Annotated in this window: 21 protein-coding genes; 17 read left to right on the plus strand and 4 right to left on the minus strand. The window is 71.1% G+C overall.

The window, feature by feature from the left end:
• Positions 1–4 precede the first annotated feature (4 nt).
• The gene (locus tag P8A18_RS26100; protein ID WP_306058198.1) at positions 5–907 is read left to right on the plus strand and encodes an ADP-ribosylglycohydrolase family protein; all 903 of its coding nucleotides are present in this window, start codon (positions 5–7) and stop codon (positions 905–907) included.
• A gap of 620 nt (positions 908–1,527) precedes the next feature.
• Entirely contained in the window at positions 1,528–3,024 is a 1,497-nt protein-coding gene (locus P8A18_RS26105) for a DUF4153 domain-containing protein (protein ID WP_371933715.1), read from the plus strand.
• Positions 3,025–3,259: 235 nt separating this feature from the next.
• Here the strand turns inward: P8A18_RS26105 and P8A18_RS26110 are convergent, their stop codons facing one another.
• The gene (locus P8A18_RS26110) at positions 3,260–4,813 is read right to left on the minus strand and encodes an MFS transporter (RefSeq protein WP_306058202.1); all 1,554 of its coding nucleotides are present in this window, start codon (positions 4,811–4,813) and stop codon (positions 3,260–3,262) included.
• Positions 4,814–5,052: 239 nt separating this feature from the next.
• Between P8A18_RS26110 and P8A18_RS26115 the strand changes: the two genes are divergently transcribed.
• The 3 genes from P8A18_RS26115 (at position 5,053) to P8A18_RS26125 (ending at position 7,183) form a co-directional block, all read left to right on the plus strand.
• Positions 5,053–5,679 (plus strand): TetR/AcrR family transcriptional regulator, encoded by a 627-nt coding sequence (locus tag P8A18_RS26115; RefSeq protein WP_306058204.1) that lies wholly within the window; start codon positions 5,053–5,055, stop codon positions 5,677–5,679.
• Positions 5,680–5,794: 115 nt separating this feature from the next.
• Entirely contained in the window at positions 5,795–6,505 is a 711-nt protein-coding gene (gene rnhB, locus P8A18_RS26120) for a ribonuclease HII (RefSeq protein WP_306058206.1), read from the plus strand.
• Between the two features lie 60 nt (positions 6,506–6,565).
• Positions 6,566–7,183: a hypothetical protein gene (locus P8A18_RS26125; protein WP_306058207.1), complete on the plus strand. Its 618-nt coding sequence runs from the start codon at positions 6,566–6,568 to the stop codon at positions 7,181–7,183.
• Between the two features lie 246 nt (positions 7,184–7,429).
• On the opposite strand, the gene P8A18_RS26130 is transcribed toward P8A18_RS26125, so the two are convergent.
• Both P8A18_RS26130 and P8A18_RS26135 read right to left on the minus strand, forming a co-directional pair.
• Positions 7,430–8,059 (minus strand): hypothetical protein, encoded by a 630-nt coding sequence (locus P8A18_RS26130; protein ID WP_306058209.1) that lies wholly within the window; start codon positions 8,057–8,059, stop codon positions 7,430–7,432.
• 218 nt (positions 8,060–8,277) lie between these two features.
• Positions 8,278–10,449 carry a RecQ family ATP-dependent DNA helicase gene (locus tag P8A18_RS26135; RefSeq protein WP_306058211.1) on the minus strand — a complete coding sequence of 724 codons (2,172 nt, stop codon included), beginning with the start codon at positions 10,447–10,449 and terminating at the stop codon, positions 8,278–8,280.
• A gap of 110 nt (positions 10,450–10,559) precedes the next feature.
• On the opposite strand from P8A18_RS26135, the gene P8A18_RS26140 reads away from it, so the two are divergent.
• From P8A18_RS26140 to P8A18_RS26165, 6 genes are all read left to right on the plus strand, one after another.
• A complete protein-coding gene (locus P8A18_RS26140; RefSeq protein WP_306058213.1) occupies positions 10,560–11,867 on the plus strand; it encodes a DUF4192 domain-containing protein in 1,308 nt (435 codons plus the stop codon).
• Positions 11,868–12,008: 141 nt separating this feature from the next.
• Positions 12,009–12,773: an NUDIX hydrolase gene (locus P8A18_RS26145; protein WP_306058215.1), complete on the plus strand. Its 765-nt coding sequence runs from the start codon at positions 12,009–12,011 to the stop codon at positions 12,771–12,773.
• 220 nt (positions 12,774–12,993) lie between these two features.
• Positions 12,994–14,808 carry an ATP-binding cassette domain-containing protein gene (locus P8A18_RS26150; RefSeq protein ID WP_306058217.1) on the plus strand — a complete coding sequence of 605 codons (1,815 nt, stop codon included), beginning with the start codon at positions 12,994–12,996 and terminating at the stop codon, positions 14,806–14,808.
• Between the two features lie 180 nt (positions 14,809–14,988).
• A complete protein-coding gene (locus P8A18_RS26155) occupies positions 14,989–15,855 on the plus strand; it encodes a FadR/GntR family transcriptional regulator (protein ID WP_018551499.1) in 867 nt (288 codons plus the stop codon).
• Between the two features lie 323 nt (positions 15,856–16,178).
• Positions 16,179–17,723: an RNA polymerase sigma factor gene (locus tag P8A18_RS26160; protein ID WP_026249577.1), complete on the plus strand. Its 1,545-nt coding sequence runs from the start codon at positions 16,179–16,181 to the stop codon at positions 17,721–17,723.
• A 164-nt stretch (positions 17,724–17,887) separates the two neighbouring features.
• Positions 17,888–18,718 (plus strand): S1 family peptidase, encoded by an 831-nt coding sequence (locus P8A18_RS26165; RefSeq protein WP_306058220.1) that lies wholly within the window; start codon positions 17,888–17,890, stop codon positions 18,716–18,718.
• Between the two features lie 106 nt (positions 18,719–18,824).
• On the opposite strand, the gene P8A18_RS26170 is transcribed toward P8A18_RS26165, so the two are convergent.
• Positions 18,825–19,058, minus strand: coding sequence for a DUF7455 domain-containing protein (locus P8A18_RS26170; protein WP_024489001.1), 234 nt, complete (start codon positions 19,056–19,058; stop codon positions 18,825–18,827).
• 434 nt (positions 19,059–19,492) lie between these two features.
• Here P8A18_RS26170 and P8A18_RS26175 point away from each other — a divergent pair, with 434 nt between their 5' ends.
• The 6 genes from P8A18_RS26175 to P8A18_RS26200 all read left to right on the plus strand — a co-directional run bounded on the left by P8A18_RS26175 (position 19,493) and on the right by P8A18_RS26200 (position 26,261).
• Positions 19,493–21,613: a DNA gyrase/topoisomerase IV subunit B gene (locus P8A18_RS26175; protein WP_306058226.1), complete on the plus strand. Its 2,121-nt coding sequence runs from the start codon at positions 19,493–19,495 to the stop codon at positions 21,611–21,613.
• Between the two features lie 131 nt (positions 21,614–21,744).
• Positions 21,745–22,263, plus strand: coding sequence for a CcdC protein domain-containing protein (locus P8A18_RS26180; protein ID WP_306058228.1), 519 nt, complete (start codon positions 21,745–21,747; stop codon positions 22,261–22,263).
• Positions 22,260–23,423 carry a sensor histidine kinase gene (locus P8A18_RS26185; protein WP_306058230.1) on the plus strand — a complete coding sequence of 388 codons (1,164 nt, stop codon included), beginning with the start codon at positions 22,260–22,262 and terminating at the stop codon, positions 23,421–23,423. Before P8A18_RS26180 ends, P8A18_RS26185 begins: the two co-directional genes overlap by 4 nt.
• The gene (locus tag P8A18_RS26190; RefSeq protein ID WP_306058232.1) at positions 23,420–24,097 is read left to right on the plus strand and encodes a response regulator; all 678 of its coding nucleotides are present in this window, start codon (positions 23,420–23,422) and stop codon (positions 24,095–24,097) included. Before P8A18_RS26185 ends, P8A18_RS26190 begins: the two co-directional genes overlap by 4 nt.
• Positions 24,098–24,228: 131 nt before the next feature.
• Positions 24,229–24,672: a DUF485 domain-containing protein gene (locus tag P8A18_RS26195; RefSeq protein WP_306061155.1), complete on the plus strand. Its 444-nt coding sequence runs from the start codon at positions 24,229–24,231 to the stop codon at positions 24,670–24,672.
• Positions 24,669–26,261, plus strand: a complete 1,593-nt coding sequence (locus P8A18_RS26200) for a monocarboxylic acid transporter (RefSeq protein WP_306058233.1) — start codon at positions 24,669–24,671, stop codon at positions 26,259–26,261. Before P8A18_RS26195 ends, P8A18_RS26200 begins: the two co-directional genes overlap by 4 nt.
• The last annotated feature ends 67 nt before the right edge of the window (positions 26,262–26,328 follow it).

Raw genomic sequence — 26,328 nt, forward strand, 5'->3', positions numbered from 1 at the left:
AGCGATGACCGAATCCGCTTCCGACCAGCGCATCGAACGCGCCCTCGCCAGCCTGCGCGGCCTGTCCGTGGGAGACGCCCTGGGCTCCCAGTTCTTCGTGCCGGCCAACTATCCGCTCCTGAAGGACCGCGCACTGCCCCCCGGGCCGTGGCAGTGGACCGACGACACGGAAATGGCCTGTTCCGTCCTGGCCGTGCTCCGCGACCACGGCCGTATCGACCAGGACGCCCTCGCCCACTCGTTCGCGGAGCACCACGATTTCGACCGCGGATACGGCCCCGCCGTCAACCGGCTGCTCCGCCTCGTGCGCGAGGGCGGGGACTGGCGGGAGCTCGCCTCCGCCCTGTTCAAGGGCCAGGGCTCGTGGGGCAACGGCTCGTCGATGCGCATCGCGCCGCTCGGCGCCTGGTACGCGGACGACCCCGAGCAGGCCACGCACCAGGCCGAGATCTCCTCGTACACCACGCACCAGCACCGGGAGGCCGTCGTGGGTGCGATGGCCGTGGCGGCGGCCGCCGCGCTCGTGGCCTCGCCGTCCGGGCCCCCCGCCCCCGCGGACCTGCTGGACGGTGTCGTCGCGCTCGTCCCGCGCAGCGCGGTCGGCGCCGGGCTGCGGCGCGCCCGCGACATGCTGGACTACGAGGACGCGGGCACCGTGGCGGCGGTCCTCGGCAACGGGCGCCGTACCAGCGCGCACGACACCGTCCCGTTCGCCCTGTGGTCGGCGGCCCGCAGCCTCGGCGACTTCGAGCAGGCCTTCTGGGTGACCGCACAGGCAGGCGGCGACGTCGACACGACCTGCGCGATCGTCGGCGGAGTGGTCGCGGCAGGCAGCGCGGGCGCACCACCGGCGGCATGGGTGGCGCAGACGGAAGAGCTGCCGCACTGGTCGACGCGCGCGGCCTGAGGCCGCGCGCCCCGGGCGTGCGACGGGACTTTCCGGACGCGGTCCAGCCGGACCGCCGCCCCGACTGTCACGGTCCTGCCACAGCCGAGCCCGGCCCGGCCGACAGCCATCGCACGGGGTTACTCTTTCGGCCACGCCGCCCTCGGTGATCATCACGACGGGCGCGCACCGAATGAGACGCCGGGGGGCCGCGCGCCGCCCTGGGCACGCGTGAGCGGACCCCGGTGGGGAGGGGTCCCATGTCAGAAATTCCGTCAGAAAATCCGTCAGATTCAGCCCGGCCCGCACCTGCGCCGGCCGCATCCGCAGAGCCCCGGCCCGCGCCTGACGCCTCCGGGGCGGCCTCGTCAGGAGGCGGGTCCCCCGAGGCAGGGACCGATCCCGCGGACGGGCGCATACCCGCCCCCGCCGCGGCACCGGCGGACCCCGCGGCACCGGCGGACCCCGCGGCACCGGCGGACCCCGCGGCACCGGCGGACCCCGCGGCCCGCGCCACGGGGCAGAGCACCGTTCCGGAGCCGCCGAAGATCCCGGCCTACGCGCAGCAGCCCCCCGGACAGCCGCCCCGGACCGACCCGTGGGGCAAGCCGCAGCCCTCGGCGGTCTCGCGCCTCCGCTCGGTGAAGCCGGGGCCCGTGCACCCCGGAACCCTCTGGGCGGTCCTCGCCACCGCACTGCTCAGCACGGTCCTGCTGGGCGACGGCATCGGCCTGAACATGCTCATCGTCGCGCTGCCCGCGGCGGCCGGGGCGTACATCGCCGCGTGGGCGGCCGGCCGGCGGCTGCGCCCCTGGAGCGCCGTGTGGGGGATCGGGGGACTGGCGCTGCTGGTCGTTCCCGCGCTCCGGGACGCGGGCTGGCCGACGTTCCTCGCTCTCGTGTCCGCTCTGGCGCTCGGCTCGCTGGCGCTGCACGGCAGCCGCAGCTGGCTCGGCGTCTTCCTCGGCTCGTTCGGCCTGTTCACCTCCGTCTTCGAATCGCTGGGCTGGGGCGTCCGGGGCGTGCGCGACCGCATGGCGGGGTCGCGGGACCGCTACGGCGTCGTCCTGCGGTCCGCGGCCGTGGCCGTCGTCCTGCTCATCGTGTTCGGGGCGCTCTTCGCGAGCGCCGACGCGGCCTTCGCCGATCTCCTCGGCAGCCTGACCCCCGATGTGTCGGTCGGCGACAGCCCGTGGCGGATCTTCCTGGGCGTGCTCGGCCTCGTCGGTGCCCTTGCCGCCGCGTACACCGCCGCCGCGCCGGTCCGCTGGGACCGGGCGACGATACGCCCCGGCAAGGCCCGCGGACGGCTGGAATGGGCGCTGCCGCTGGTCGTCCTGAACCTGCTCTTCGCCGTCTTCCTCGCCATTCAGCTCACGGTGCTGCTCGGTGGATACGACAAGGTGATGGCCGAGACGGACCTCAGCTACTCCGAGTACGCCCGCCAGGGCTTCTGGCAGCTGCTCTGGGCCACGGTCCTCACGCTCGGGGTGATCGCACTCGCCCTGCGCTGGGCTCCTCGCGGCGGCGCCCGCGACCGCACGCTCGTACGCGGCGTGCTCGGCACCCTGTGCCTGCTCACGCTCGTCGTGGTGGCCTCCGCGCTGCGGCGCATGGACCTCTACGTCGACGCGTACGGCCTGACCCGGCTGCGCATCTCGGTGGCCGCGGTGGAACTGTGGCTCGGGGTGGTCCTCGTGCTGATCATGGCGGCCGGTGTCTTCGGCCCCCGGCTGCTGCCGCGGGCCGTCGCGGCGAGCGCGGCCGTCGGCGTACTGGCCTTCGGGCTGGTCTCGCCCGACGGTCTGATCGCCGAGCAGAACGTGCAGCGCTACCGCGATGATCACTCGATCGACATCGAGTACCTCAAGGGGCTGTCGGCCGATGCCGTGCCCGCCCTCGACACTCTGCCGGAACCCCTGCGCTCCTGTGCGCTGGCGGACATCCAACGCGGACTGCGGGGCTCGGACGAGCCCTGGTACGCGACGAGCTGGGGGGAGAAGCGGGCCCGGGACATCCTCGGCGACTGGGACCCCGGCTACCGCACACTCGAATGCCGGGGCCTGAGCTCGGGCGACAACGGCGAGGAACGCGGCGGCGGGACGGACGACCCGTACGACCCCTACGACCCGTACTGACCCGGCCGGCCCGGTCTATCCGGCCGGCTCCGCACGGACCGTACTGATCCGGGCCGTTCCGTGCTGACTCGGCCGGCCCGGCCGGTCCGCACGGACCCGCACCGAGGGTCCCCGCACGCGCCCCGCGTCACCGGCCTGCCGGCGGGGATGCCTTCCGTACGGAAACGCCGGACATGCGGGCCGCCCCCCCCGAGGCGGCCCGCAACCGGCATCGTGTCCGCGCGGTGGACGCACGCTAGGCCGCCGGCCCCCCGGCCGCGGCCTTGCCGCTCAGCGCGTCCAGGTCGCTTTTGCGCACCCGGATGATGAGCAGCGCGGTCAGCAGGGCGAGGCCGGCCATGGCCACCGCCGCGAGGAACGCGGTGGATATGCCCTCGGCGAGCACCGCGTGGCCCCAGCTTCCGGGCAGCTCCCGGGTCTTGGCGAACTGAGCCTTCTGCTCCGGCGAAGCCTGCGCCAGGAACTTCGGCACCTGCTTCTCCGCCTCGCTGCGGCTGGCCGTACCGAAGACCGTGACCAGGATGGACAGCCCCAGCGAACCGCCCACCTGCTGGCTCGCGTTGAGCAGGCTGGAGGCGGCGCCCGCCTCGTGCTGCGCGACCCCGGAGACCGCCGTCAGGGTGAGCGTCACGAAATTGAGCCCCATACCGAAGCCGAACACGAGCATCGGGCCGAGGACCCCCGCCGGGTAGGAGCTGCCGGAGGAGATGAAGGTGAGCCAGAACAGGCCGATACCCGCGAGCGCCGAACCCGTGACCATGAACGGCTTGGGACCGAGAACCGGCAGGAACCGCTGCGAGAGCCCCGCTCCCATGATGATCGCGACGGTCACGGGCAGGAAGGCCAGGCCGGACTCGATGGGGCTGTAGGCCAGGACGTTCTGCACGAACAGCACGATGAAGAAGAACATCCCGAACATGGCCGCGGCCAGGCTGAGCATGATCACGTATGTGCCGGAGCGATTGCGGTCGGCGAACATCCGCAGCGGCGTGATCGGCTCCTTGGCCTTCATCTCGACGAGCACGAAGAGAGCGAGCAGAATCACCGCCGCACCGAAGGACGCCAGGGTGAGCGAGTCGCGCCAGCCCTCCTCGGAGGCCCGGATGAACCCGTACACCAGCGAGGCCATGCCGAGAGTCGAGGTCAGGGCGCCGGATATGTCGAAGCGGCCCGGATGCCTCGCGGACTCGTTGATGTACATCGGAGCCAGGACGGCGATCAGCACACCGATCGGCACGTTGACGAAGAACACCCAGCGCCAGTCGAGCCATTCGGTGAGCATCCCGCCCGCCAGCAGGCCGATCGCACCACCGCCCGCGGACACCGCGGCGAAGACACCGAAGGCGCGGTTGCGCTCGGGGCCTTCGGGGAATGTGGTGGTGATCAGGGCGAGGGCGGTAGGCGAGGCGATCGCGCCGCCGATGCCCTGGAGCGCGCGGGCGGCGAGCAACTGCCAGGGCTCCTGGGCGAATCCACCGAGGAGCGAGGCGAGCGTGAAGATCAGGATGCCGGCCATGAACACGCGGCGGCGGCCGAGGATGTCCCCGGCCCGGCCCCCGAGCAGCAGCAGGCCGCCGAAGGTGAGCGTGTAGGCGCTCAGGACCCAGGAGAGATCCGTGGTCGAGAAACGCAGGGCTCCCTGGATGTGCGGGAGTGCGATGTTGACGATTGTGGAGTCGAGCACAACCATCAACTGACAGGCGGCGATGACGGCCAGGGCGATTCCAGGTCGGCCCTGCCGGCGCGCCGTGCCCGGAGAGCTCCGCGCGTCTAACTGAGAGGTGGTCACTGAAGGTCCCCCACAAGTGAATTAGTGAACGGTTCCGTTCACTGTGCCGTCAACGTTAGTGAGTCCCCTCCAGTGAACGCAACCGTTCACTGGGTCCGTCGTTGGCGGTTCTGCCCGGAGCCGCTGTTCCGGCCGGGAACTGCTCGGTCCCGTGCCGCCCGTCGCACCCAGCGCCCGCCGACTTCCGACCCCGGCGGGTTCACGGGGGCGAACCCCACCTCTTCGATGGAGAGAAGTTCATGGCTACTTCGCGATCGGCTGCCGCCGCCCGGCAGTCGGTGGTGTCCCTTCGCCGCCGAGGATCCGTGCTGGAACGCGCGATCCTCGAAGCGGCGCTGGAAGCGCTCAGTAAGGTCGGCTGGAACGGGCTGACGATGGAAGGGGTGGCCGCCGGTGCGCAGACCGGAAAGGCCGCGATCTACCGCCGTTGGTCCTCCAAGGAGGAGCTGGTCGCCGAGGCGCTGCGCAGCGCGCTGCCGGCGCTGGGCCTTGCCCCCGACTCGGGGAACGTGCGCGACGATCTCTACCAGCTGTGCCGCGCCATGCGGGACGCGATGCTCTCCACGTCCGGCTCTGCCCTGCGGTCGGTCATTCACGAATGCGACGGCGTTACGGCGGAACGCTTCCAGTCGGTGATCCTCAACGGCGTGATCCGGCCGTCGACCGACCTCATCAGGGAAGTGGTGAGCCGGGGCGTCGAACGCGGCGAGGTGCGCGCCGGTGCCCTGCGGGAGCTGGCCTTCGACGTCATCCCCGCGATGATGATGTATCGCACCAAGGTGTGCGGCAGCGTGTGGGACGACGAGGAGATCGAGGCGCTGATCGATCAGGTCGTGGTCCCGTTCTTCCGCCCGGACGCCCCCTGAGGTCGCGCTCCGGCCTTCCGCGGTGGCCCGCCCGGCGTCACGGCGCCGGTGCGGGCGGCCGAGGGGCGCCCCGGGGTGTTCCTGGCGTTCCCTTCGGCGTACGCTGACAGACGCCATGCCGTACGAACCACCCACGCACACCGTCGAGCGCTCACTGCGCGCTACCACCGGTGCCAGGACCGTCGCCGGTGTCGACGAGGTCGGACGCGGAGCGTGGGCGGGACCTGTCACCGTGTGCGCCGCGGTCACCGGGCTTCGCAGGCCTCCCGCCGGACTCACCGACTCCAAGCTGATCAGCCCGAAGCGCCGCGCGGAACTCGCGCCGCTGCTGGAGAGCTGGGTCACCGCGTACGCACTCGGTGACGCCTCGCCGCAGGAGATCGACGAACTCGGGATGACCGCCGCCCTCCGGCTCGCCGCCGTGCGTGCCCTGGAGGCGCTGCCGGTCCGCCCGGACGCCGTGATCCTGGACGGCAAGCACGACTACCTGGGCAGTCCCTGGCAGGTCCGCACCGTCATCAAGGGCGACCAGTCCTGCGTCGCGGTGGCGGCCGCCTCGGTGATCGCGAAGGTCCGCAGGGACACCATGATGGCCGAACTCGGCGCGGAGAGCGGCGAGTACGCCGACTTCGCGTTCGACGCCAACGCCGGTTACCCGTCCCCCGTGCACAGGGCCGCACTTGAGGAGCGTGGGCCCACCGCCCACCATCGTCTCTCGTGGTCCTATCTCGACGCGCTGCCCAGGTGGCAGCACCTGAAGAAGGTCCGTTTCTCCGCCGAGGCGGCCGCACTGGAAAGCGGGGGCCAGCTCGGCTTCGACTTCTGATCGCGTATATGTTCCCACCCGCCGATGCCCGACGCGTCGGCGTTTGATAGACAACCACCCATGCCTCTCATCCCCGAGGAGCCTCAGATTCACGAGAGCGCCCAGGGTCCCCGCGCCACTCCGGCCACCGGCCGCGCCGCGTCGACCCCTCGTCCCGTACCCGGGCCGCGTACAGCGGCCATGCCGCGCCCCGGTCGTCCGGGTCCCGGCCCGCGGCCTGCGCCCCCGGCGCAGCGCCAGCACTCCACCCCCGGCCGTCCCCAGACGCCGCAGCCGCAGAATCGTTCCGCGCCGCAGCTCCAGGTGATCCCCGCAACGGCCGACGGCGCACTCGACGCCGCCGACGAGGCGGTGGACCTGCTGCTCGACTCGGGCCGCGCGCCCGGCGACATCCTGGTGCTGACCACGGGCGGTCAGCACCCGTGGGCGACACATGAGCTGTCCTTCGGCGAGGCCGCCTACTGGTCCCAGCACGAAGCGGGCGACGACGTCTTCTTCGCCGCTGCCGCAGCCGTGAACCGGGTCAAGCCCCGGCCCGTGGTGATCGTCGCGGTCAACGGACCGGCCGACGACGTGGCCACGCGCGCGCTGACCGCGGTGCGCGAGCGTGCCGGCGCGCTGCTGATCGTCTGCGGCGACCCGCAGCGGATCAACACCGCCCTCGGCGCGGGCGTCTGAGCCCCAGGGCGTGTCCGCGGAGTCCTGCCTCGCCTCCGGGTGAACGAAGGGGCTCTGCCGGACACGCCCTGAGGCGTGCCCGGCAGCACTAGTGTCCTGAGCCGTGCCCGATACATATGTTCTTAGCCGTGCCCGGTACACGTGTCCTGAGGCGTGCCCGGTACACACTGGTCCGCGGTGACCCGGCTGCCAGGCCTGCGTTCATCAGCCGGCTGCCCGCGAGGGCGGCCTGGTCCTGCGGGGTGCTCAGCGGGCGGCTGAGCGGTGCAATGCCTGCGCCGCGCCCCCACCGGTGCGCGACGGTGCCCGATCGAGGTCCAGCGCGGTATCGGCGAGCGACGCGGGCTGCGAGGCGGAGTTGGGGCGACGGCCGCCACGCCCCTCGCCCAGCACCTGCCAGCCGCCGCGGGTCAGCGTGATGTACGCGCCGCACCGCAGGCCGTGCAGCGTGCAGGCGTCGCGCAGCCCCCACATCCACGCCCCGTCCTCCTCGGTCCAGCGCTCGTCGCCGTCGCGGCAGTAGAGCAGCACCGCGGTGCGGACGGGCGTGCGGCGGCGCAGATCGTGCGGGATGACCCGGCGCAGGTGCGCCAGCAGCGAGTTCCGGAATTCCCAGCCGTCGGCCGTCACGGAGCGACGGGCGAACGAGGCGCTGGCCTTCAGGCGTTCCTCATGGTCCAGCACGGCCACCACGGCGGTGGCCGGCGTCGGCCGGTGCCGGGCGTGCAGCCCGCTGACCACCTCACGCGGGCTGCGCAGCAGGGGTATCCCCGCCGCCGCCCACTCGGCCGGTTCGAGCATTCTGGCAAGGCGGTTGGCGGAGTCGGCGGCTGGCGACATCGAAGTGGCTGCGGACGGAGCGAATCCGAAGGTCACGGTCCTCCCTTCGCATACGCGCCCACGATGCGGGCAGGGTCGAGTGAGGGCGCGCCGCGGCACAGCCCTTTCGGGCCCGCGAGAGGACCGTGCGGGGAGCGACTCCAATTCTTCCTGGCGTATCGGCAGGCGGCAACGAGCAATTGGTGAGGCTGACGGTAATCAGCCGGAATGACACGGATATCCCTGCCCAGTCCAGCCCCGGCTGACGCCTCCTGTCACGCCTGAACGGCGAGGACCAGCGGAAACACCGCTTGAGCTCCGGCCCGCCGCAACAGCCTGGACGCCACCGCGAGCGTCCAGCCCGTGTCCGACAGATCGTCCACGAGAAGCACGGGCCCGCCTGCCGACGCGAGGGCCTCGGCGAGCTCGGGCCCCACGACCAGCCTCTCGTGCAGGGCCCGGACCCGCTGGGCGCTGTTGGTCTGCGAGATCCGGATGTCCTCGGTGCCCGGAACATGGCCGACGTGCCCCAGCAACGGCATCCGCCCCACCTCGGAGATGTGTCTGCCGAGGGATTCGATGAGCTGCGGCCGGCGCCGCGAGGCCATGGTGACCACACCGACCGGCCGCGGCACCGCGTCGACGGCATCCGGGGCCCAGCCGCCGGGGCCCCGGGCCCAGTCGGCCAGCACGGTCACCACCGCGGCGGCCACGTCGTCCGGCACAGGACCGTCGGGCGCCTGCGCCGCCAGCATCGGACGCAGCCGGTTGCCCCAGCCGATGTCGGAGAGCCGCCCGAGCGCCCGGCCCGTGCCGGAAAGCTCCCCCGCCGGAATCCGCCCCTTGAGATCGACACCGACCGACGCGAGACCGGTGGGCCACATCTTGCGCGGCTCCACCTCCACACCCGGCCTGCCGAGCTCACCCTTCGCGGTGTCCAGAGCGGCGTCCGAGACCTGTTCGTCGAACCGCGCGCCGGCACAGTTGTCGCAGCGCCCGCACGCGGTCGCCTCCTCGTCGTCCAGCTGACGGCGCAGGAACTCCATCCGGCAGCCGTCCGTCGTCGCGTAGTCGCGCATGGCCTGCTGCTCGGCCGCCCGCTGCCTGGCCACCCAGGCATAGCGCTCGGCGTCGTAGACCCAGGGCTCACCCGTCGCTGTCCAGCCCCCCTTCACCCGCCGGACCGCCCCGTCGACGTCGAGCACCTTGAGCATGGTCTCCAGACGTGTACGCCTCAGGTCGACCAGGGGCTCCAAGGCGGGCAGCGACAGCGGCCGGCCGGCCTGGGCGAGCGCGTCGATGGTGCGCCGGACCTGCTCCTCCGGCGGGAAGGCGACCGAAGCGAAGTACTGCCAGATGGCTTCGTCCTCCTTGCCCGGCAGGAGCAGCACCTCGGCATGCTCGACCCCGCGGCCAGCGCGGCCCACCTGCTGGTAGTAGGCGATGGGGGAGGAGGGCGATCCCAGGTGCACGACGAAGCCGAGGTCCGGCTTGTCGAACCCCATGCCGAGCGCGGAGGTCGCCACCAGCGCCTTGACCCGGTTGGCCAGCAGATCGTCCTCCGCCTGCTGCCGTTCGGCGTTCTCCGTACGGCCGGTGTACGAAGCGACGGTGTGCCCGCACTGGCGGAGGTAGGCGGTGACCTCTTCGGCCGCGGCGACCGTCAGGGTGTAGATGATTCCCGAGCCCGGGAGTTCCTTGAGATGGTCACCGAGCCACGCCAGCCGGTGCGCGGCGTTGGGCAGTCGCAGCACACCCAGGCTCAGGCTCTCGCGATCCAGCGGGCCCCGCAGGACGAGGGCGTCGGTACCGGCGCCGGTGCCCAACTGCTCTGCCACGTCGGCGGTCACGCGGGCGTTCGCCGTGGCGGTGGTCGCGAGGACCGGGACACCGGCGGGGAGATCGGCGAGCATCGTGCGCAGACGCCGGTAGTCGGGACGGAAGTCGTGGCCCCAGTCGGAGATGCAGTGCGCCTCGTCGACGACGAGCAGCCCGGTCGCCGCGGCCAGCCGGGGCAGCACCTGGTCGCGGAAGTCGGGATTGTTGAGCCGCTCCGGGCTGACCAGCAGCACATCGACCTCACCGGCGGCCACCTCGGCCTGAATGGTGTCCCACTCCTCCGTGTTGGACGAGTTGATCGTGCGCGCGCTGATGCCGGCCCTGGCCGCCGCCGTGACCTGGTTGCGCATCAGTGCCAGCAGCGGCGAGACGATCACGGTCGGGCCGCTGCCCCTGGCGCGCAGCAGCGAGGTCGCGACGAAGTACACGGCGGACTTGCCCCATCCGGTCCGCTGGACTACCAGCGCTCGGCGTTTGTCGGCGACGAGTGCCTCGATGGCCCGCCACTGGTCTTCACGCAGCCGGGCGGTGCCGGAGGTGTCACCTACGAGTCGGGCCAGTACGGAATCGGCCGAAGCCCTGAGCTCTGCGCGGTCTGCGTTGGTCATGCCCCCATGCAACCCGATGGCACCGACAACCGCGAATGGCCGGTCACCCCCTGTGGATAAGTTATCCACAGGGGGTAGCGGAAATCTTTCGGCCGCGAGACGGTCATGCCATGAGCAAGCACCACGAATCCACCGGCCCGTCCGACGAACAGCAGATCACCCTGCGAGGCCCGGCCGAGCTGGCCGACGCCCTCCCCTATCTCATGGGATTCCATCCGAACGACAGCGTGGTCATGGTCGCCCTGTACGGGGGCCGGGGCCGGTTCGGAGGGCGACTGAGGCTCGGCATCCCGCAGTCCGCGCAGGAGTGGCCATCAGTGGCCGAGCAGCTCGCCGAGTGCCTCGTCAAGGGGAGCGAAAGGCGCGGTGGGCGCCCCGACGCCATCGTCATCTTCCTCTGCCAGGACCCGGCCGACGGAGAGACGGGCAACCAGACGATGGAGCGGCTGCGGCCGTTCGCCCAGCGGCTGCGTACGGCCTGCGGCGCACTGGATGTGCCCGTGCTCGAAGCGCTGTGCATCTCCGGCAACCGCTACTGGTCCTACGTCTGCCCCGATGCCCGCTGCTGCCCGGCCGAGGGCAGCCCGCTGGCGATGCCCGGGACTTCCGTGATGGCGGCGGCGGCCACCTACGCCGGCATCCAGGTGCGCGGGTCGCTGCGCGAGATGGAGGCGCGGCTCACACCGCTCACCCGCGCGGCGGGCGAGGGCCAGCAGCGGGCCCTGGACGCGGCGGGGAGCGCGATGGTGCCCAAGCTGCTGGACCGGGAGAGTCGCAAGGAGGTCGGCGGTTCCACGCTGAAGCTCGCCCGCCGTCTCATGGAGCGGCTCGGGCAGGCCCCCGCGGCCGTGCCGTCGCTGGCGGACATCAACGACGACCGGCTGATCAGCGACGAGGAGGCGGCATCAATGATCCTCGGGCTCCAGGACCGGGAGACCCGCGACAGGGCCGCGGAATGGATGGAAGGGCCCGAGGCGGACCCCGCGTTGAGGCTGTGGCGGGCTTTGGCCCGTCGCTGCGTCGCCCCCTACGAGGAGCACGCCGCGGCCCCGCTCGCGCTGGCGGGGTGGGTCTCCTGGTCGACCGGCGACGAACCCGCCGCGCGCGTGGCGCTGGGGCTCGCTCTGCAGCTCGATCCGGACTACACCTTCGCCCAGCTTCTGCACGAGGCCTGCAATCAGGGACTCGACCCCGAGACGCTGCGGCGCTGCCTGCGCGGTGAACGCGGCACCCGGGCCGCCCGGCACGGCCGGCGTACGGAACGGGTCGCGGGGGCCCGTTCCGTACGCGTGCGGCCGGCCGGGCGCGCCCGTACGCGTGCCGGCTCCACCCGGCCGGGCCCAGGTGCGACGGCAGGCAGGCGCCGGACCGGCCGGCCCGGCGTCCAAGGGCGCCGGGGGACCAGGACCGGCCGCTGAACCGGGTGCGGCGCCAGCCCCCGGCGCCGCACGCCGAGGCCGACCGCGATCCTCCTGGAGCCCACGGCGCGGGTGCGCGAGCATGTGAAGAGACCTTGGGAAGGGAGTGTTTATCGTCAGGAAGACGACTATGATCACGGCATGCCGCCCTACGACCCGTCGCGCTTTCCGCCATTCGCCGTCACCGTCGACCTGGTCGTGCTCACGGTGCGCCGGCACGCGCTCTGTGCGCTGGTGGTACGCCGAGGTGAGACCCCGTTCCAGGGGAGGTGGGCCCTGCCCGGAGGCTTCGTCAAAGCCGACGAGGATCTCGGAGCCGCGGCGGCACGGGAACTGGTCGAGGAAACCGGTCTGTGCGCACAGGATCCGGCAGCTCCGGCCGTCGGCAACGGCGCCCATCTGGAACAGCTCGCCACCTACGGGGACCCGGCGCGCGATCCGCGAATGAGGGTCGTGAGCGTCGCCCATCTAGCGCTGGCCCCGGATCTGCCCGCTCCCAGGGCGGGGGGCGACGCGAACAGCGCGCGGTGGGCGCCGGTCGAGGACCTGCTCGGCCCGGAGGGCGGCTACGGCCCGGACGGTGAGCACCAGGCCCCGTTGGCCTTCGACCACGCCAGGATCCTCGCCGACGGAGTGGAGCGGGCCCGCTCCAAGATCGAGTACTCCTCGCTGGCCACCGCCTTCTGTCCGCCCGCTTTCACGGTCGGCGAGCTGCGTCGGGTGTACGAGGCGGTGTGGGGTGTGGTGCTCGACCCGAGGAACTTCCACCGCAAGGTGACGGGTACGCCGGGCTTCCTGGTCCCGGCCGGCGGTACGACCACCAGGCAAGGCGGCCGCCCCGCCCAGCTGTTCAGGGCCGGTGCGGCGACGGTGCTCAACCCGCCGATGCTGCGCCCCGAGGTCTGACGGGCAGCACGCGGGAAGCACGGGGGGAGCAGGGGGGAGGCCGGAGAGGGACCGGCAGGTGAGCGGGTAGGTACGGAGCATCCAGAACGTCTGGAGCATTCCGGAACGCCGCACGTTCCGCGGTACGTAGAAAATCCTATATGTCGGGTTATCGTGCTGCGGTACTCACTCGCCGCCGGGCGGCCGCGCTTTCGCCGTCCCATTCCCTGCGAGAGAAGCGATGCTCCAGGCCATCGGACTCACCAGCACCCGCCCCCGTAGACACGCGAGCACCCGCCCCCGTGGGCACGCGCCCGTCGTGGACGACCTCACGTTCGACGCGGGGCCCGGCTGTGTCACCGCGCTTCTGGGGGCGCCGGGTTCCGGTAAGACCGCGGCCCTGCGGCTGATGCTCGAACTCGATCCGGGCCGGGGTATCACCTACTTCCGGGGGCGCCCGCTGCACAGCGTCCCGCGCCCGGCCGGTGAGGTGGGCGTGGTGCTGGGGGACGTGCCGGGGCATCCGGCCAGGACGGCTCGGGGACAGCTGCGCATGCTCTGTGCAGCGGCCGGAGCGCCCGTCTCCCGAGCGGACGACCTGCTCGACATGGTGGGGCTGGACGGTCTGGGGGACCAGCGCATCGGCGCGCTCTCCCTCGCCATGGACCGCCGGCTGGCCCTCGCCTGCGCACTGCTCGGCGACCCGCACACGCTTCTCCTGGACGATCCCGTGGAGGGGCTGGCGCCACGGGACGCCGACTGGCTGCGCGGGATGCTGCGTTCCCACGCCGAGGGCGGCGGCACCGTCCTGTTCACCACCAGCAACCCCAAGGAGGCCGCGCGCACGGCCGGTCATGTGGTGACCATCGACGCCGGTCGCCTGGTCGCGAACCAGGACGGTGCGGCCTTCTCCCGTACCCGACTGCGGCCCCGCGTAGCCGTCCGCTCCCCGCACGCCGCACGCCTCGCCGCGCTCGTGAGCCGGGAGGCGCGGGCCGCCCGGCGGTCCGTCGAAGTCGTCGCCGAGGCCGACGGCAGTCGGCTGTCCGTGTACGGCAGCAGCTGCGCGGAGGTCGGTGATACGGCGTTCCGCCATGGGCTCCCCGTCCACCAGCTCGCCGACGAGGTCGGCGACACGGCCCCTGCCGGCGTGGCCGCCGGGTCCGCGGCCCAGAGCTGCGGACCCCCGGCCGAACCCGGGGCCGACGCGTCGCGCGCCGTGCCGGGCTCCGGTGCGGCCGCCACGCGCGGCGAACTGCCGCCCCCGATCAGGCGGCGCCCGGCCCGTGGGCCGCTGCGGCCGGTGCGTTACGAACTGCGCCGCCTGTTCGGTGTGCGGACCACGACCGTGGTCATGGCCGTCGTCCTGGCCGCCTCCGTCGGGCTCTCCGTGCTGCTGGCCCGCGACGGCCGCACCCCGCTGCCCGACGTGCTCGCCGCCTGGCCCTCGCTGCTGCCGCTCCCGCCCGCCGCGCTCGGGGCGGGGCTGCTCGGTGCGCTGTCCTTCGGCGACGAGTTCCGATACCCGGCGCTCGCCGCGGGCCGGGGCGCGGTGCCCCGCAGGCTCGGCCTGCTCCTTGCCAAGCTCGCCGTCTCCGGGGGCGTCGCGCTCCTGCTGGCGCTGGTCGTCGTGCTGACCTCGGCGGAGTCCCTTCGGGTCGTGTACGGCGGGGACTTGCTCCGGGTTCCGGCGAATGCGGTGTCCCTGGCCGTGAGTTGGTCCGGGCTGACTGTCGGATGCGCCTGGGCCGGGCTGCTGGCCGCCGGCATCTTCCGGGTGACGGCTGCGGGAATCGCCGCCGTACTCGCCGTACCCGTACTGGTGGTGCCGCTGGTCGAGCGGATGCCCAAGGGGTCGACCGTGCGTTCGGTGACCGGACTTCCGGGACGGCTGCGGGAGCTGGCCTGGCTCCAGTGGCCGCAGGAGGCGGACCGGTGGCTGCTGGCCGTCGTACGACTTGTGGCGCATCCCGTGGGGGCCGCCCTGGCCCTGTCGTTGTCGGTCCTCATCTGCGCGTATCTGTTCACCGGCCTCCGCGGGAAGGTCCGTTGGTGATCACCGGGGGTGCCGGGCGGGAGGGGTTCTCGTAACTCCTTTTGAAATGCCCGGTTTATACCAGTAAGGCGTCAATTGGGAGGCAGGTGGCGATCACCCTTTCGTGTGCTTTTCAGCAAAGACCTCAAGGGGCGGCTGAGACCCGCCGACAAAGGATGCGTGAGTACCCTTGCGCACACCATGATGACCACCGCCCGCTCCGCCGATTCCGGCCTCGCCGGACCGGGTGAACTCGACCGTTACCCCTACGCGGAGGCGCCGGCCGGCGAGCGCGCCGCCGTGCGTTCCTGGGACGGTCCTGATTCCGAGCTCGGCCGGGTGGGCCGACGGGGGTCGGCCAGCCGTGGCCGCGGGCTGCACGGCCAACTTGTTCAGCAGCTGGGACAGATGATCGTCTCCGGCGACCTCGGTGCGGACCGCCCGCTGGTGCCGGAGGAGATCGGCCAGCGTTTCGAGGTTTCCAGGACCGTCGTGCGGGAATCGCTCCGCGTGCTTGAGGCCAAGGGGCTGGTCAGCGCCCGCCCCAACGTGGGCACGCGGGTGAGGCCCGTCAGTGACTGGAATCTGCTCGATCCCGACATCATCGAATGGCGTGCCTTCGGTCCGCAGCGCGACGACCAGCGTCGCGAGCTGGGTGATCTTCGCTGGACGATCGAACCGCTCGCCGCTCGCCTGGCCGCCGGACACGGGCGTGAGGATCTTCAGCAGCGTCTTGTTGACATGGTCGAGATCATGGGGCACGCGCTCGGGCAGGGCGACATGATCACGTGTGCCCGAGCCGACGCGGAGTTCCACTCCCTGCTCATCCAGGCCGCGGGCAACCGCATGCTGGAGCACCTTTCCGGAATCGTCTCCGCCGCACTGCAGGTCTCCGGAGGACCGGCCACCGCCTGTGACCGGCCCAGTGACGCTTCCGTCGCCCTGCACGCGCGCATCGTCGAGGCCCTCGCGTCCGGCGACTCCGCGGGCGCCGAGGCGTCCATGCGCCAGCTGCTGGTGGGCCACCACGAGGTGGAGCGAGTGGTGCCGGCGCCCCGCGAGCACTGACCGCGGCACGGGCAAGGTGTACGCGTCAGGTGCCGCCGGGACCCCGGTGATCCGGCGGCACAGAGGCGGAGAGATGTCGCCTTGGTCGTGTTCATCGCAAATGGGGTGTGACTCGGGCCACGCGGAACGGACGTAACACTCCTCGAAACAGCGCGATGACTTAAGAGGTGACCGTCGCAGAAGGAATACAGCAGCCGTTCAGGGCGCTGTGCAGTTCTGAGGCCTAGCCCGCGCCGTCGGTGCATTTCCCGCCCGGCGGTCGTCGGTTCCAGCCCTCCCCGGGCCGGACCGGAAGCCGTTTCCATCGTTCCGAGAGGTTGTTCGTGTCGGCCAGCACATCCCGTACGCTCCCGCCGGAGATCGCCGAGTCCGAATCTGTGATGGCGCTCATCGAGCGGGGAAAGGCTGATGGGCAGATCGCCGGCGATGACGTGCGTCGGGCCTTCGAGGCTGACCAGATTCCGCCAACCCAGTGGAAGAACGTTCTGCGCAGCCTCAACCAGATCCTCGAGGAAGAGGGTGTGACGCTGATGGTCAGTGCCGCGGAGCCGTCGAAGCGCGCCCGCAAGAGCGTTGCAGCGAAGAGCCCGGTCAAGCGCACCGCCACCAAGACCGTCGCGGCCAAGACGACGGTGACGCGGACGGTCGCGGCGCCCGCCGCCCCGTCCGCCCAGGCCGCGGACCCGGCCGAGGAAGCCCCCGCAGCCGCGCCCGCGAAGAAGGCGGCGGCCAAGAAGACGGCGGCCAAGAAGACCGCCGTGAAGAAGACGGCGGCCAAGAAGACGGCCTCGAAGAAGGCCGGCAAGCAGGACGAGGAGATTCTCGACGGCGATGACGTCGTCGAGGAGGTCAAGGCCGGCAAGGGCGAGGAAGAGGAGGGCGAGGGCGAGAACAAGGGCTTCGTCCTCTCCGACGACGACGAGGACGACGCGCCCGCGCAGCAGGTCGCCGTCGCCGGCGCCACGGCCGACCCGGTCAAGGACTACCTGAAGCAGATCGGCAAGGTTCCCCTCCTCAACGCCGAGCAGGAGGTCGAGCTCGCCAAGCGCATCGAGGCGGGTCTGTTCGCCGAGGACAAGCTGGCGAACGCCGACAAGCTCGCTCCCAAGCTCAAGCGCGAGCTGGAGATCATCGCCGAGGACGGCCGCCGGGCCAAGAACCACCTGCTGGAGGCCAACCTCCGCCTCGTGGTCTCTCTGGCCAAGCGCTACACCGGTCGCGGCATGCTCTTCCTGGACCTGATCCAGGAGGGCAACCTCGGTCTGATCCGCGCGGTCGAGAAGTTCGACTACACCAAGGGCTACAAGTTCTCCACGTACGCCACCTGGTGGATCCGTCAGGCGATCACCCGCGCCATGGCCGACCAGGCCCGCACCATCCGTATCCCGGTGCACATGGTCGAGGTCATCAACAAGCTCGCGCGCGTCCAGCGCCAGATGCTCCAGGACCTGGGCCGCGAGCCCACCCCGGAGGAGTTGGCCAAGGAACTCGACATGACCCCCGAGAAGGTCATCGAGGTCCAGAAGTACGGGCGCGAGCCCATCTCCCTGCACACCCCGCTGGGTGAGGACGGGGACAGCGAGTTCGGCGACCTGATCGAGGACTCCGAGGCGGTCGTACCGGCCGACGCGGTGAGCTTCACGCTCCTCCAGGAGCAGCTGCACTCGGTTCTCGACACCTTGTCCGAGCGTGAGGCGGGCGTGGTCTCCATGCGCTTCGGCCTCACCGACGGGCAGCCGAAGACGCTGGACGAGATCGGCAAGGTCTACGGCGTGACGCGCGAGCGCATCCGTCAGATCGAGTCGAAGACGATGTCGAAGCTCCGCCACCCGTCGCGGTCGCAGGTCCTGCGGGACTACCTCGACTAGGTCGACGGCAGCACGTACGAGCGAGGGCCCGGATCCCCGAGGGGGAGCCGGGCCCTCGCTCGTACGTTCGTGTTCTTCGCTTCCTCGCGGGGCGCGCGGATGCGCGTAGGGGTCGACGGAATGACTCTGGGTAGGCATCGTCCATCACAGAGTCAGGAGTACGCATGTCCCGCACCGTCGTCCGCACCATGACCGGGGCGCTCGCCCTTGCCGCCGCCACGGCCGTGATACCGCTGGTGTCCCCCGCCACAGCGGTTGCGGACAGCATCATCATCGGGGGCACGCCCGCGCACGTCGCGGACAGCCCGTGGGTGGTGGCTCTCTCCAGCCGTGACCGGTTCGGGGGTACCCGGGCCGGTCAGTTCTGCGGCGGTGTCGTGGTGGAACCGAAGAAGGTGCTCACGGCCGCGCACTGCCTGAGCCGGGAGGCGCTGGGCACCGATGTGGGCCAGGTGAGTGACCTGCGGATCATTTCCGGCCGCGACGAGCTCAACGGCACGGGCGGCAAGGAGATCCCGGTGAGCGGGACGTGGGTCAACCCGGGGTTCGACGCCGCGACCAACGGCGGGGACGTCGCGGTGCTGACCCTCTCCGAGGCGCTGCCCGAGCAGGACACGATCCCCATGGCCGAGAGCGGTGACTCCGCGTACCGGGCGGGTACCGCTGCGACCGTCTACGGCTGGGGTGACACGACCGGGTACGGCGACTACGCGTCGTCACTCAGGTCCGCCGGGGTGAGCATCATGCCCGACAGCTCCTGCGAACAGGCCTACCCGGGCGGCAGGACCGGCGCGTACGACGCCTCGTCCATGCTCTGCGCCGGCGAACCCGAGGGCGGGTACGACGCCTGCCAGGGCGACAGCGGAGGCCCTCTGGTGGCCCAGGGTCGGCTTGTCGGGCTGGTTTCCTGGGGGAACGGCTGCGGCCGCGCCGGGAGCCCCGGCGTCTACACGCGGATCTCGGCCGCCATCGGCTGGATGACGGCCGCCGACTGACCGGCCCAGGCACCACAGGTACGAGAACGGGCGGCTTCCCTCACATGGGAAGCCGCCCGTCGGCCGGTCCCGGGACCGGCCCCTGGCTCGTCGTGGATGCGAGGTGTCAGTGTTGTTCCTCTTCGGCGGCTTGGGCCTGCACGGCCGTCAGTCGGTCCGTCTCATCCTGTATTTCCGCGGCGATCTTCTTGAGTTCCGGCTCGAACTTGCGACCGTGGTGGGCGCAGAAGAGCAGTTCACCGCCACTGATGAGCACGACGCGCAGGTAGGCCTGGGCGCCGCAACGGTCACAGCGGTCTGCTGCGGTCAGCGGGCTCGCGGGGGTCAGAACAGTAGTCACGTCGCCTCTTCTCTAGCTCGACGAGCTGTCGTACCAGGGTCAACATCCAACCAGGCCGAAAACGTTCCCGCTCGTGGCTTTTCTTCGAAACTTCTTCTCGGGATGGCTGTCTGTTGCCGGTTCGCGGCGAATGTGCCGTATTGCGTGGCGCTACGGTTTCGCGTTGCTGGGTTTGGTCGGTCCGGGCCGGCTGGCTTGCCGGTTGTTCTTGAGGACGTGCCCGGAGCCTAAATGGTTCATGCCTGGAAGGGAACGTGATGTGCACGTCACTCCAAGGAGGGATCGAACGTGTATGCGAGCCTGGTTTAGTCTGGGGGTTCTCCCTGGGTGGCGTTTCACCCGCTCTACCAGGCCTCGGTACCCTCACAGCGGCAACCGAAGCCGAGCCCGTGACCCACTGGGCCCCAAATGAAATTCAGCGAGGAGCGAACCGCGTGACCGCCGATACGTCCGTGCCGTCCACTGCGCTGCTGACCGGAGCAGACCGAGACGGTTCCAACTACACCGCGCGGCACCTGCTCGTACTTGAGGGGCTCGAAGCGGTTCGTAAACGCCCTGGCATGTACATCGGGTCCACCGACAGCCGCGGCCTGATGCACTGCCTCTGGGAAATCATCGACAACTCCGTCGACGAGGCCCTCGGCGGATACTGCGACCACATCGAGGTCATCCTCCACGACGACAACTCCGTCGAGGTCCGTGACAACGGCCGGGGCATCCCGGTCGACGTCGAGCCCAAGACAGGGCTCTCGGGCGTCGAGGTCGTGATGACCAAGCTGCACGCCGGGGGTAAGTTCGGCGGCGGTTCCTACGCCGCGTCCGGCGGTCTGCACGGCGTCGGCGCCTCCGTGGTCAACGCCCTGTCCGCCCGGCTGGACGTCGAGGTCGACCGCAACAGCGCGACCCATTCGATCAGCTTCCGGCGGGGCGTCCCCGGCATCTTCACCGAGCAGGGGCCGGACAGCCCGTTCGACCCGTCCAACGGGCTGCTCAAGGGCAAGCGCGTCCCGAAGGCACGTACCGGCACGAGGGTGCGGTACTGGGCCGACCGGCAGATCTTCCTCAAGGACGCCAAGCTCAATCTCGACACGCTCCACCAGCGGGCCCGCCAGACGGCCTTCCTCGTTCCCGGTCTCACCATCGTCGTGCGCGACGAGCGGGGCCTGGACGGAGCGGGCAAGACCGAGGAGACCTTCCGCTTCGACGGAGGCATCAGCGAATTCTGCGAGTACCTCGCCCAGGACAAGGCCGTCTGCGACGTCCTGCGGCTGACCGGGCAGGGCACCTTCAAGGAGACCGTCCCCGTCCTGGACGACCGCGGACACATGACGGCGACCGAGGTCACCCGGGAACTGGCCGTCGACATCGCGATGCGCTGGGGCACCGGCTACGAGACCAACCTGAAGTCCTTCGTCAACATCATCGCCACCCCCAAGGGCGGCACGCACGTGAGCGGATTCGAGCGCTCCGTGACCAAGACGGTCAACGAGGTGCTCCGCTCCGCGAAGCTGCTGCGCGTGGCCGAGGACGACATCGTCAAGGACGACGCGCTGGAGGGCCTCACCGCGGTCGTGACCGTCCGCCTGGCGGAACCGCAGTTCGAGGGGCAGACGAAGGAGGTGCTCGGCACCTCGGCGGCCAACCGGATCGTCGCCAACGTCGTGGCCAAGGAGCTCAAGGCCTTCCTCACCTCCACCAAGCGGGACGCGAAGGCCCAGGCCAGGGCTGTCCTGGACAAGGCGGTGGCGGCTGCCCGCACCCGGATCGCGGCCCGCCAGCACAAGGACGCCCAGCGTCGCAAGACGGCACTGGAGTCGTCCTCGCTGCCGGCGAAGCTCGCCGACTGCCGCAGTGACGACGTGGAGCGCAGCGAGCTGTTCATCGTGGAGGGCGACTCCGCGCTCGGCACGGCGAAGCTCGCCCGGAACAGCGAATTCCAGGCACTGCTGCCGATCCGCGGCAAGATTCTCAACGTTCAGAAGGCGTCGGTTTCCGACATGCTGAAGAACGCCGAGTGCGGAGCGATCATCCAGGTCATAGGAGCCGGCTCCGGGCGGACCTTCGACATCGACGCCGCCCGGTACGGAAAGATCGTCCTGCTGGTCGACGCCGATGTCGACGGCGCCCACATCCGCATCCTGCTGCTGACGCTCTTCCAGCGGTACATGCGGCCGATGGTCGAGGCGGGCCGGGTCTTCGCCGCGGTGCCCCCGCTCCACCGGATCGAGCTGGTCCAGCCGAAGAAGGGCCAGGACAAGTACATCTACACGTACTCGGACAACGAGCTGCGGCAGCGCCTGCTGGAGCTCCAGCGCAAGAACATCCGGTACAAGGACTCCATCCAGCGCTACAAGGGGCTGGGCGAGATGGACGCCGACCAGCTGGCGGAGACGACGATGGACCCGCGCCACCGCACGCTGCGGCGCATCAACATCGGCGACCTGGAGTCCTCCGAGAAGGTCTTCGACCTGCTGATGGGCAACGAGGTGGCACCTCGCAAGGAGTTCATCACCAGCTCCGCGGCCACGCTGGACCGCTCGCGCATCGACGTCTGAGCCGGAGCCTTCGTCTCCACCCGTGGGTGGAGACGAAGGCTCCACCCATGATCCACCCTGGAGCCGATCTGCCGGCCGGGACCTTTCCGTAGCGTCGGAGGTGCAGAACTTCTCGCATCTCGGAGGCGCCCATGTCCGGGCTCGTCAATGTCCTGGTGATCGTCGCGGTCATCGCCCTCGTCGTGGTCCGTCAGTGCTCCGCGCAGCGGATCTCCGGCGACCGGCGCTGGTGGGTGCTGCCCGCCGTGCTGCTCGTCATGGCCGTGCGTGAGCCCGGACTTATCGACCCGCACCACCGCATGGCCTCGGTCGCCGTCCTGGGAGCGGAGCTGGCCGTGGGGCTGCTCACGGGCGCCGCATGGGCATGGACGTCCCGCGTCTGGCGGGCCGAGGACGGCTCGCTGTGGAGCAGGGGCACCAAGGCCACCGTCCTCGTCTGGACCGGAGGACTGGCGCTGCGGGCGGCTCTCTACGGGGTTGCCGCGGTGCTGGGGGTCCATCAGGGCAGCCCCGCCCTGATGGCGGCTCTCGCGGCGACCCTGATGGTGCGCGGCGGGCTTCTGGCGTGGCGGGCCGCTGCGATACCGGCGTCGTACGGTGGCCTCGCCGCCGGCGCCCCCGTCCGGCCGGCAGGGAAGGAACACGTGTGACCTCCTCCGCCTGGACGAGCTGGCCGTCGAGAGAGGCTCTCGCCAGGGAATTCCGCACCCGTGCGCGGACCGGGATCGCCTGGTCCGTGCGGGCGGCCCTGCTCACCCTGATGCTGTGGGGGACCTTCACCGGCGGGCTGTTCGGCCCCTGGGAGATCGTGGTCGGTCTGGCCGGCGTGCTGGTCTGCGCCCTGCTCGCCATCGCCTTCTTCCGGACCAGCCTGGAGAACCGCCTCTGGCCGTCGCTCGGTCTGCTGGGGCTGCTGATGCTGGCCGCGTTCGGGGCAGGGCAGGCGGGGGCGTCCGTCCCCGCGGCGGTGCTCTGGTGTGGCTGCGCTGTCACCGCGCTGGAGCGGCTGCCGCTCTCGGCGGGCGTCCCGGCCACAGCCGTGGCCCTCGGCGCCTACGCGGTGGTGGACACCAGCGACTGGGTGACCACGGCGGTGACCACGGCGGGGCTCTGCCTCGCGGGGTACGTCCTGCGCCTGGACGCCGAGGCGCGCGGCAACGCGCAGCGGCTGCTGGCCCAGGAGCGGGCGGCCCGCGTGGCGGAGGCCGAGACGGCGGCGCTGGACGAGCGTTCCAGGATCGCCAGGGAGATCCACGACGTGCTCGCGCACAGCCTCTCCGCCCAGCTGGTGCACCTGGAGGCGGCGCGGCTGCTGATCGAGAGGGAGCCCGCGGGGGAGTTCCGGGACCAGGTCCTCCAGCGGGTGGTCGCCGCCCGCTCGATGGCCCGCGAGGGCCTCGCGGAGACACGCCAGGCACTCTCCGCGCTGCGGGGAGAGGTGTCACCGGTGGAGGACTTCCTGAGGCAGCTGGTGACGGCCGAGCCGGCCGAGGTCAGGGTGGAGGGGGAGCGGCGGGCGCTGACCGCCCAGGCGTCGCAGGCGGTCCGGCGCGTGGCACAGGAGGCGCTGACCAACGTCCGGAAACACGCGCCGGGGGCCAGGGTGCTGATACGGCTGGAGTACCAGTCCGACGGCGTCGTTCTGGAAGTCAAGGACTCGGGAGGGCGGGGTCCTGGAGGCGAACTGGCCGGCAGCGGTTCCGGCTACGGTCTGCTCGGGATGCGTGAGCGCGCGGAACTGCTGGGCGGCACGTTGGAGGCCGGTCCGGGCGAGGAGGGGTTCGTGGTGAGTCTGCGGGTGCCCGCGTGACGGCGCGGGTGGTGGTTGCCGACGATCAGGCGGTGGTCCGGGAGGGAATCGTGATGCTGCTCGGCCTGCTGCCGGGCATCGAGGTGGTCGGTTCGGCGAAGGACGGGGAGGAAGCGGTCGCCCAGGTGGCCGAGCACGCGCCGGACGTGGTCCTCATGGACCTGCGGATGCCCCGCTGCGACGGGGTGGAGGCGACACGGCGCATCAGGGAGCAGTTCCCCGGCACCCAGGTCGTGGTGCTCACGACGTTCGAGGACGACGACTCCCTCTTTCCGGCCCTCAGGGCGGGGGCGCGGGGATACCTCACGAAGGACGCGGGGGGCGACGAGATCGTGCGGGCTGTCCAGGCCGTGCTCTCCGGGGAGGCCGGGTTCTCGCCCACGGTGCAGGCCCGCCTGCTGGAACAGCTCACCGAGGGGCCGCCTCCGCCGGACGGCCACGGTGAGCCGAAGCTGCCGGACGGGATGACGCCCCGTGAGGCCGAGGTGCTGGTGCTGATCGCCGAAGGGATGTCCAACGCGGACATCGCCCGCAGCCTCCACATCTCGCAGGCCACGGTGAAGAGCCACATCAACAACCTCTTCGCCAAGGCGGGGCTCCGCGACCGGGCCCAGGCGGTGCGCTATGCGTACGTTCGGCGACTTGTACGTCCGCCCGGGAGAAGCTTCACCTGAAGAGGTGAAGTCCGGCGAATGAAGCGCTCGGGATCTTTCCGATCTGCCCATTCTTGGATACGCGGCCGAAGTGGTCCGTGGACAAGGGGAGTTGTTCGGTGGACAAGAGAGCAGGGCGCGAGTCCGCAGCGATGCGGCTCGATGACCCGTGGGACGACGCGTCGGCCTCCGGATGGGAGGAGCTGGACGGCGCGGGCGGTCTCGCGCCCGCCCGGGTGCCTGGGCCGGCCGCACCGAGGGACGGCCACAGCGCGGCGGACATCTATCTGGAGGTGCAGCGCAGCGAGGCCTTCCAGGAGGTGCGCCGCCGCTACCGGCGCTTCGTCGTCCCCGCCACCGTCGCCTTCCTCGTCTGGTACCTCGCCTATGTCGTCACCGCGGTCACCGCGCCGGGGCTGATGGCGAGGCCGGTGGCCGGGGCGGTCAATGTGGCGATGGTCGCCGGGCTCGGTCAGTTCCTGACGACGTTCCTGCTCACGGGGGCGTACGCACGGCACGCGCGGTTGCGCCGGGACCGGGCCGCGCTCGACCTGCGCTGGGAGACCCAGGAGATGACGCGGGGGGCCGGGCGGTGAGCGGCCACCATCAGACACTGGCGCTGCTGCTGTTCAGCGTCTTCATCGCGGTCACTCTCGCCATCACGACCTGGGTGAGCCGCAACAGGCACGGATCGGCCGAGGAGTTCTACGCCGGTGGCCGGCTGTTCTCCCCGATGGAGAACGGTTTCGCCATCGCGGGCGACTACATGTCGGCAGCCTCCTTCCTGGGCATCTCCGGTCTGATCGCGCTCTTCGGCTACGACGGCATGCTCTACTCGGTCGGCTTCCTGGTCGCCTGGCTGGTCGTCCTGCTGCTCGTGGCGGAACTCGTGCGCAACTGCGGGCGGTTCACCCTCGCCGACGTGGTGGCGGCCCGGATGGCGGAGCGCCCGGTCCGCATCGCGGCGGGGACGTCCTCCGTCACCGTCTCCGTGCTCTACCTGGTGGCGCAGATGGTCGGCGCGGGCAGTCTGGTGGCCCTGCTCCTCGGCGGGACGAGCGGGGCGGCCCGGTCCTGGACCGTCATCGGCGTCGGGGCGCTCATGGTGGTGTACGTCTCGCTCGGCGGGATGCGCGCCACCACCTGGATCCAGATCGTCAAGGCCGTCCTGCTGATGGCCGGCACCGTCACGCTGACCGTGCTCGTCCTGGTCCACTTCCACGGAAACATCAACGAGTTGCTCCACTCCGCCGCCGGCCACAGCGGCTACGGCAAGGACTTCCTCTCGCCCGGCCTGCGGTACGGGGGGAGCTGGACGGCGCGTATCGACTTCATCAGCCTCGGTCTTGCCCTGGTACTGGGCACGGCGGGGCTGCCGCACATCCTGTCCCGCTTCTACACCGTGCCCACCGCCCGCGCGGCCAGGCGGTCGGTCGTCTGGTCCATCGGCCTCATCGGGAGCTTCTACCTGATGACGATCGTGCTGGGGTTCGGCGCGGCGGCGCTGGTCGGCACGGCCGACGTACGGGAGTCGAACCCCGCCGGGAACACGGCCGTTCCGCTGCTGGCCATGGTGCTCGGCGGGGGCGAGGGCTCCACCGGCGGGACGATCCTGTTCGCCGTGGTCGCCGCCGTCGCCTTCGCGACCATCCTCGCGGTCGTCGCCGGCATCACCCTCGCCTCGTCCGCGTCCGTCGCCCACGATCTGTACGCCTCGCTCAAGCGGCCCGGCGGCAAGCAGCACAGCGAGGTGGCCGTGGCCCGGGTGGCGGCGGCCGGCATCGGAGTGGCCGCCATCGGGCTGGGCCTGCTGGCGCAGGACCTCAACGTGGCGTTCCTGGTGGGCCTGGCCTTCGCGGTCGCCGCCTCGGCCAACCTCCCGGTGCTGCTCTACTCGTTGTTCTGGCGGAACTTCACCACGCGCGGCGCGGTCTGGTCGGTCTACGGCGGCCTGATTCCCGCCATCCTGCTCGTCCTGCTGTCCCCGGTCGTTTCCGGCAGCCCCGCCTCGCTCTTCCCCGGCGCCGACTTCCAGGTCTTCCCCCTGGAGAACCCCGGCCTGGTCTCCATCCCGCTGGGCTTCCTCGCCGGCTGGATCGGCACCGTCACCGCCGGCGAACCGCCAGACGCGGCCAAGCACGCGGAGATCGAGGTGCGCGCGATGACGGGGGCCGGCGCGGTGTGAGCCGTGCGGAGCGCGGGCCGGTCGTCGATGCCCTCGAAACTGTTCGTGTCCCGACAGCGGGGAGCCG

It is taken from the genome of Streptomyces sp. Mut1 (genome assembly GCF_030719295.1).
GTDB lineage: Bacteria > Actinomycetota > Actinomycetes > Streptomycetales > Streptomycetaceae > Streptomyces > Streptomyces castrisilvae.

Excerpts from the sequence above, each read along its gene's own strand:
- P8A18_RS26155 (WP_018551499.1), top strand. The coding sequence starts at position 14,989 with ATGATGACCACCGCCCGCTCCGCCGATTCCGGCCTCGCCGGACCGGGT.
- P8A18_RS26195 (WP_306061155.1), top strand. The coding sequence starts at position 24,229 with ATGCGGCTCGATGACCCGTGGGACGACGCGTCGGCCTCCGGATGGGAG.
- P8A18_RS26165 (WP_306058220.1), top strand. The coding sequence starts at position 17,888 with ATGTCCCGCACCGTCGTCCGCACCATGACCGGGGCGCTCGCCCTTGCC.
- P8A18_RS26145 (WP_306058215.1), top strand. The coding sequence starts at position 12,009 with ATGCCGCCCTACGACCCGTCGCGCTTTCCGCCATTCGCCGTCACCGTC.
- P8A18_RS26115 (WP_306058204.1), top strand. The coding sequence starts at position 5,053 with ATGGCTACTTCGCGATCGGCTGCCGCCGCCCGGCAGTCGGTGGTGTCC.
- P8A18_RS26180 (WP_306058228.1), top strand. The coding sequence starts at position 21,745 with ATGTCCGGGCTCGTCAATGTCCTGGTGATCGTCGCGGTCATCGCCCTC.
- P8A18_RS26140 (WP_306058213.1), top strand. The coding sequence starts at position 10,560 with ATGAGCAAGCACCACGAATCCACCGGCCCGTCCGACGAACAGCAGATC.
- rnhB (WP_306058206.1), top strand. The coding sequence starts at position 5,795 with ATGCCGTACGAACCACCCACGCACACCGTCGAGCGCTCACTGCGCGCT.
- P8A18_RS26150 (WP_306058217.1), top strand. The coding sequence starts at position 12,994 with ATGCTCCAGGCCATCGGACTCACCAGCACCCGCCCCCGTAGACACGCG.
- P8A18_RS26135 (WP_306058211.1), bottom strand. The coding sequence starts at position 10,449 with ATGACCAACGCAGACCGCGCAGAGCTCAGGGCTTCGGCCGATTCCGTA.
- P8A18_RS26100 (WP_306058198.1), top strand. The coding sequence starts at position 5 with ATGACCGAATCCGCTTCCGACCAGCGCATCGAACGCGCCCTCGCCAGC.
- P8A18_RS26125 (WP_306058207.1), top strand. The coding sequence starts at position 6,566 with ATGCCTCTCATCCCCGAGGAGCCTCAGATTCACGAGAGCGCCCAGGGT.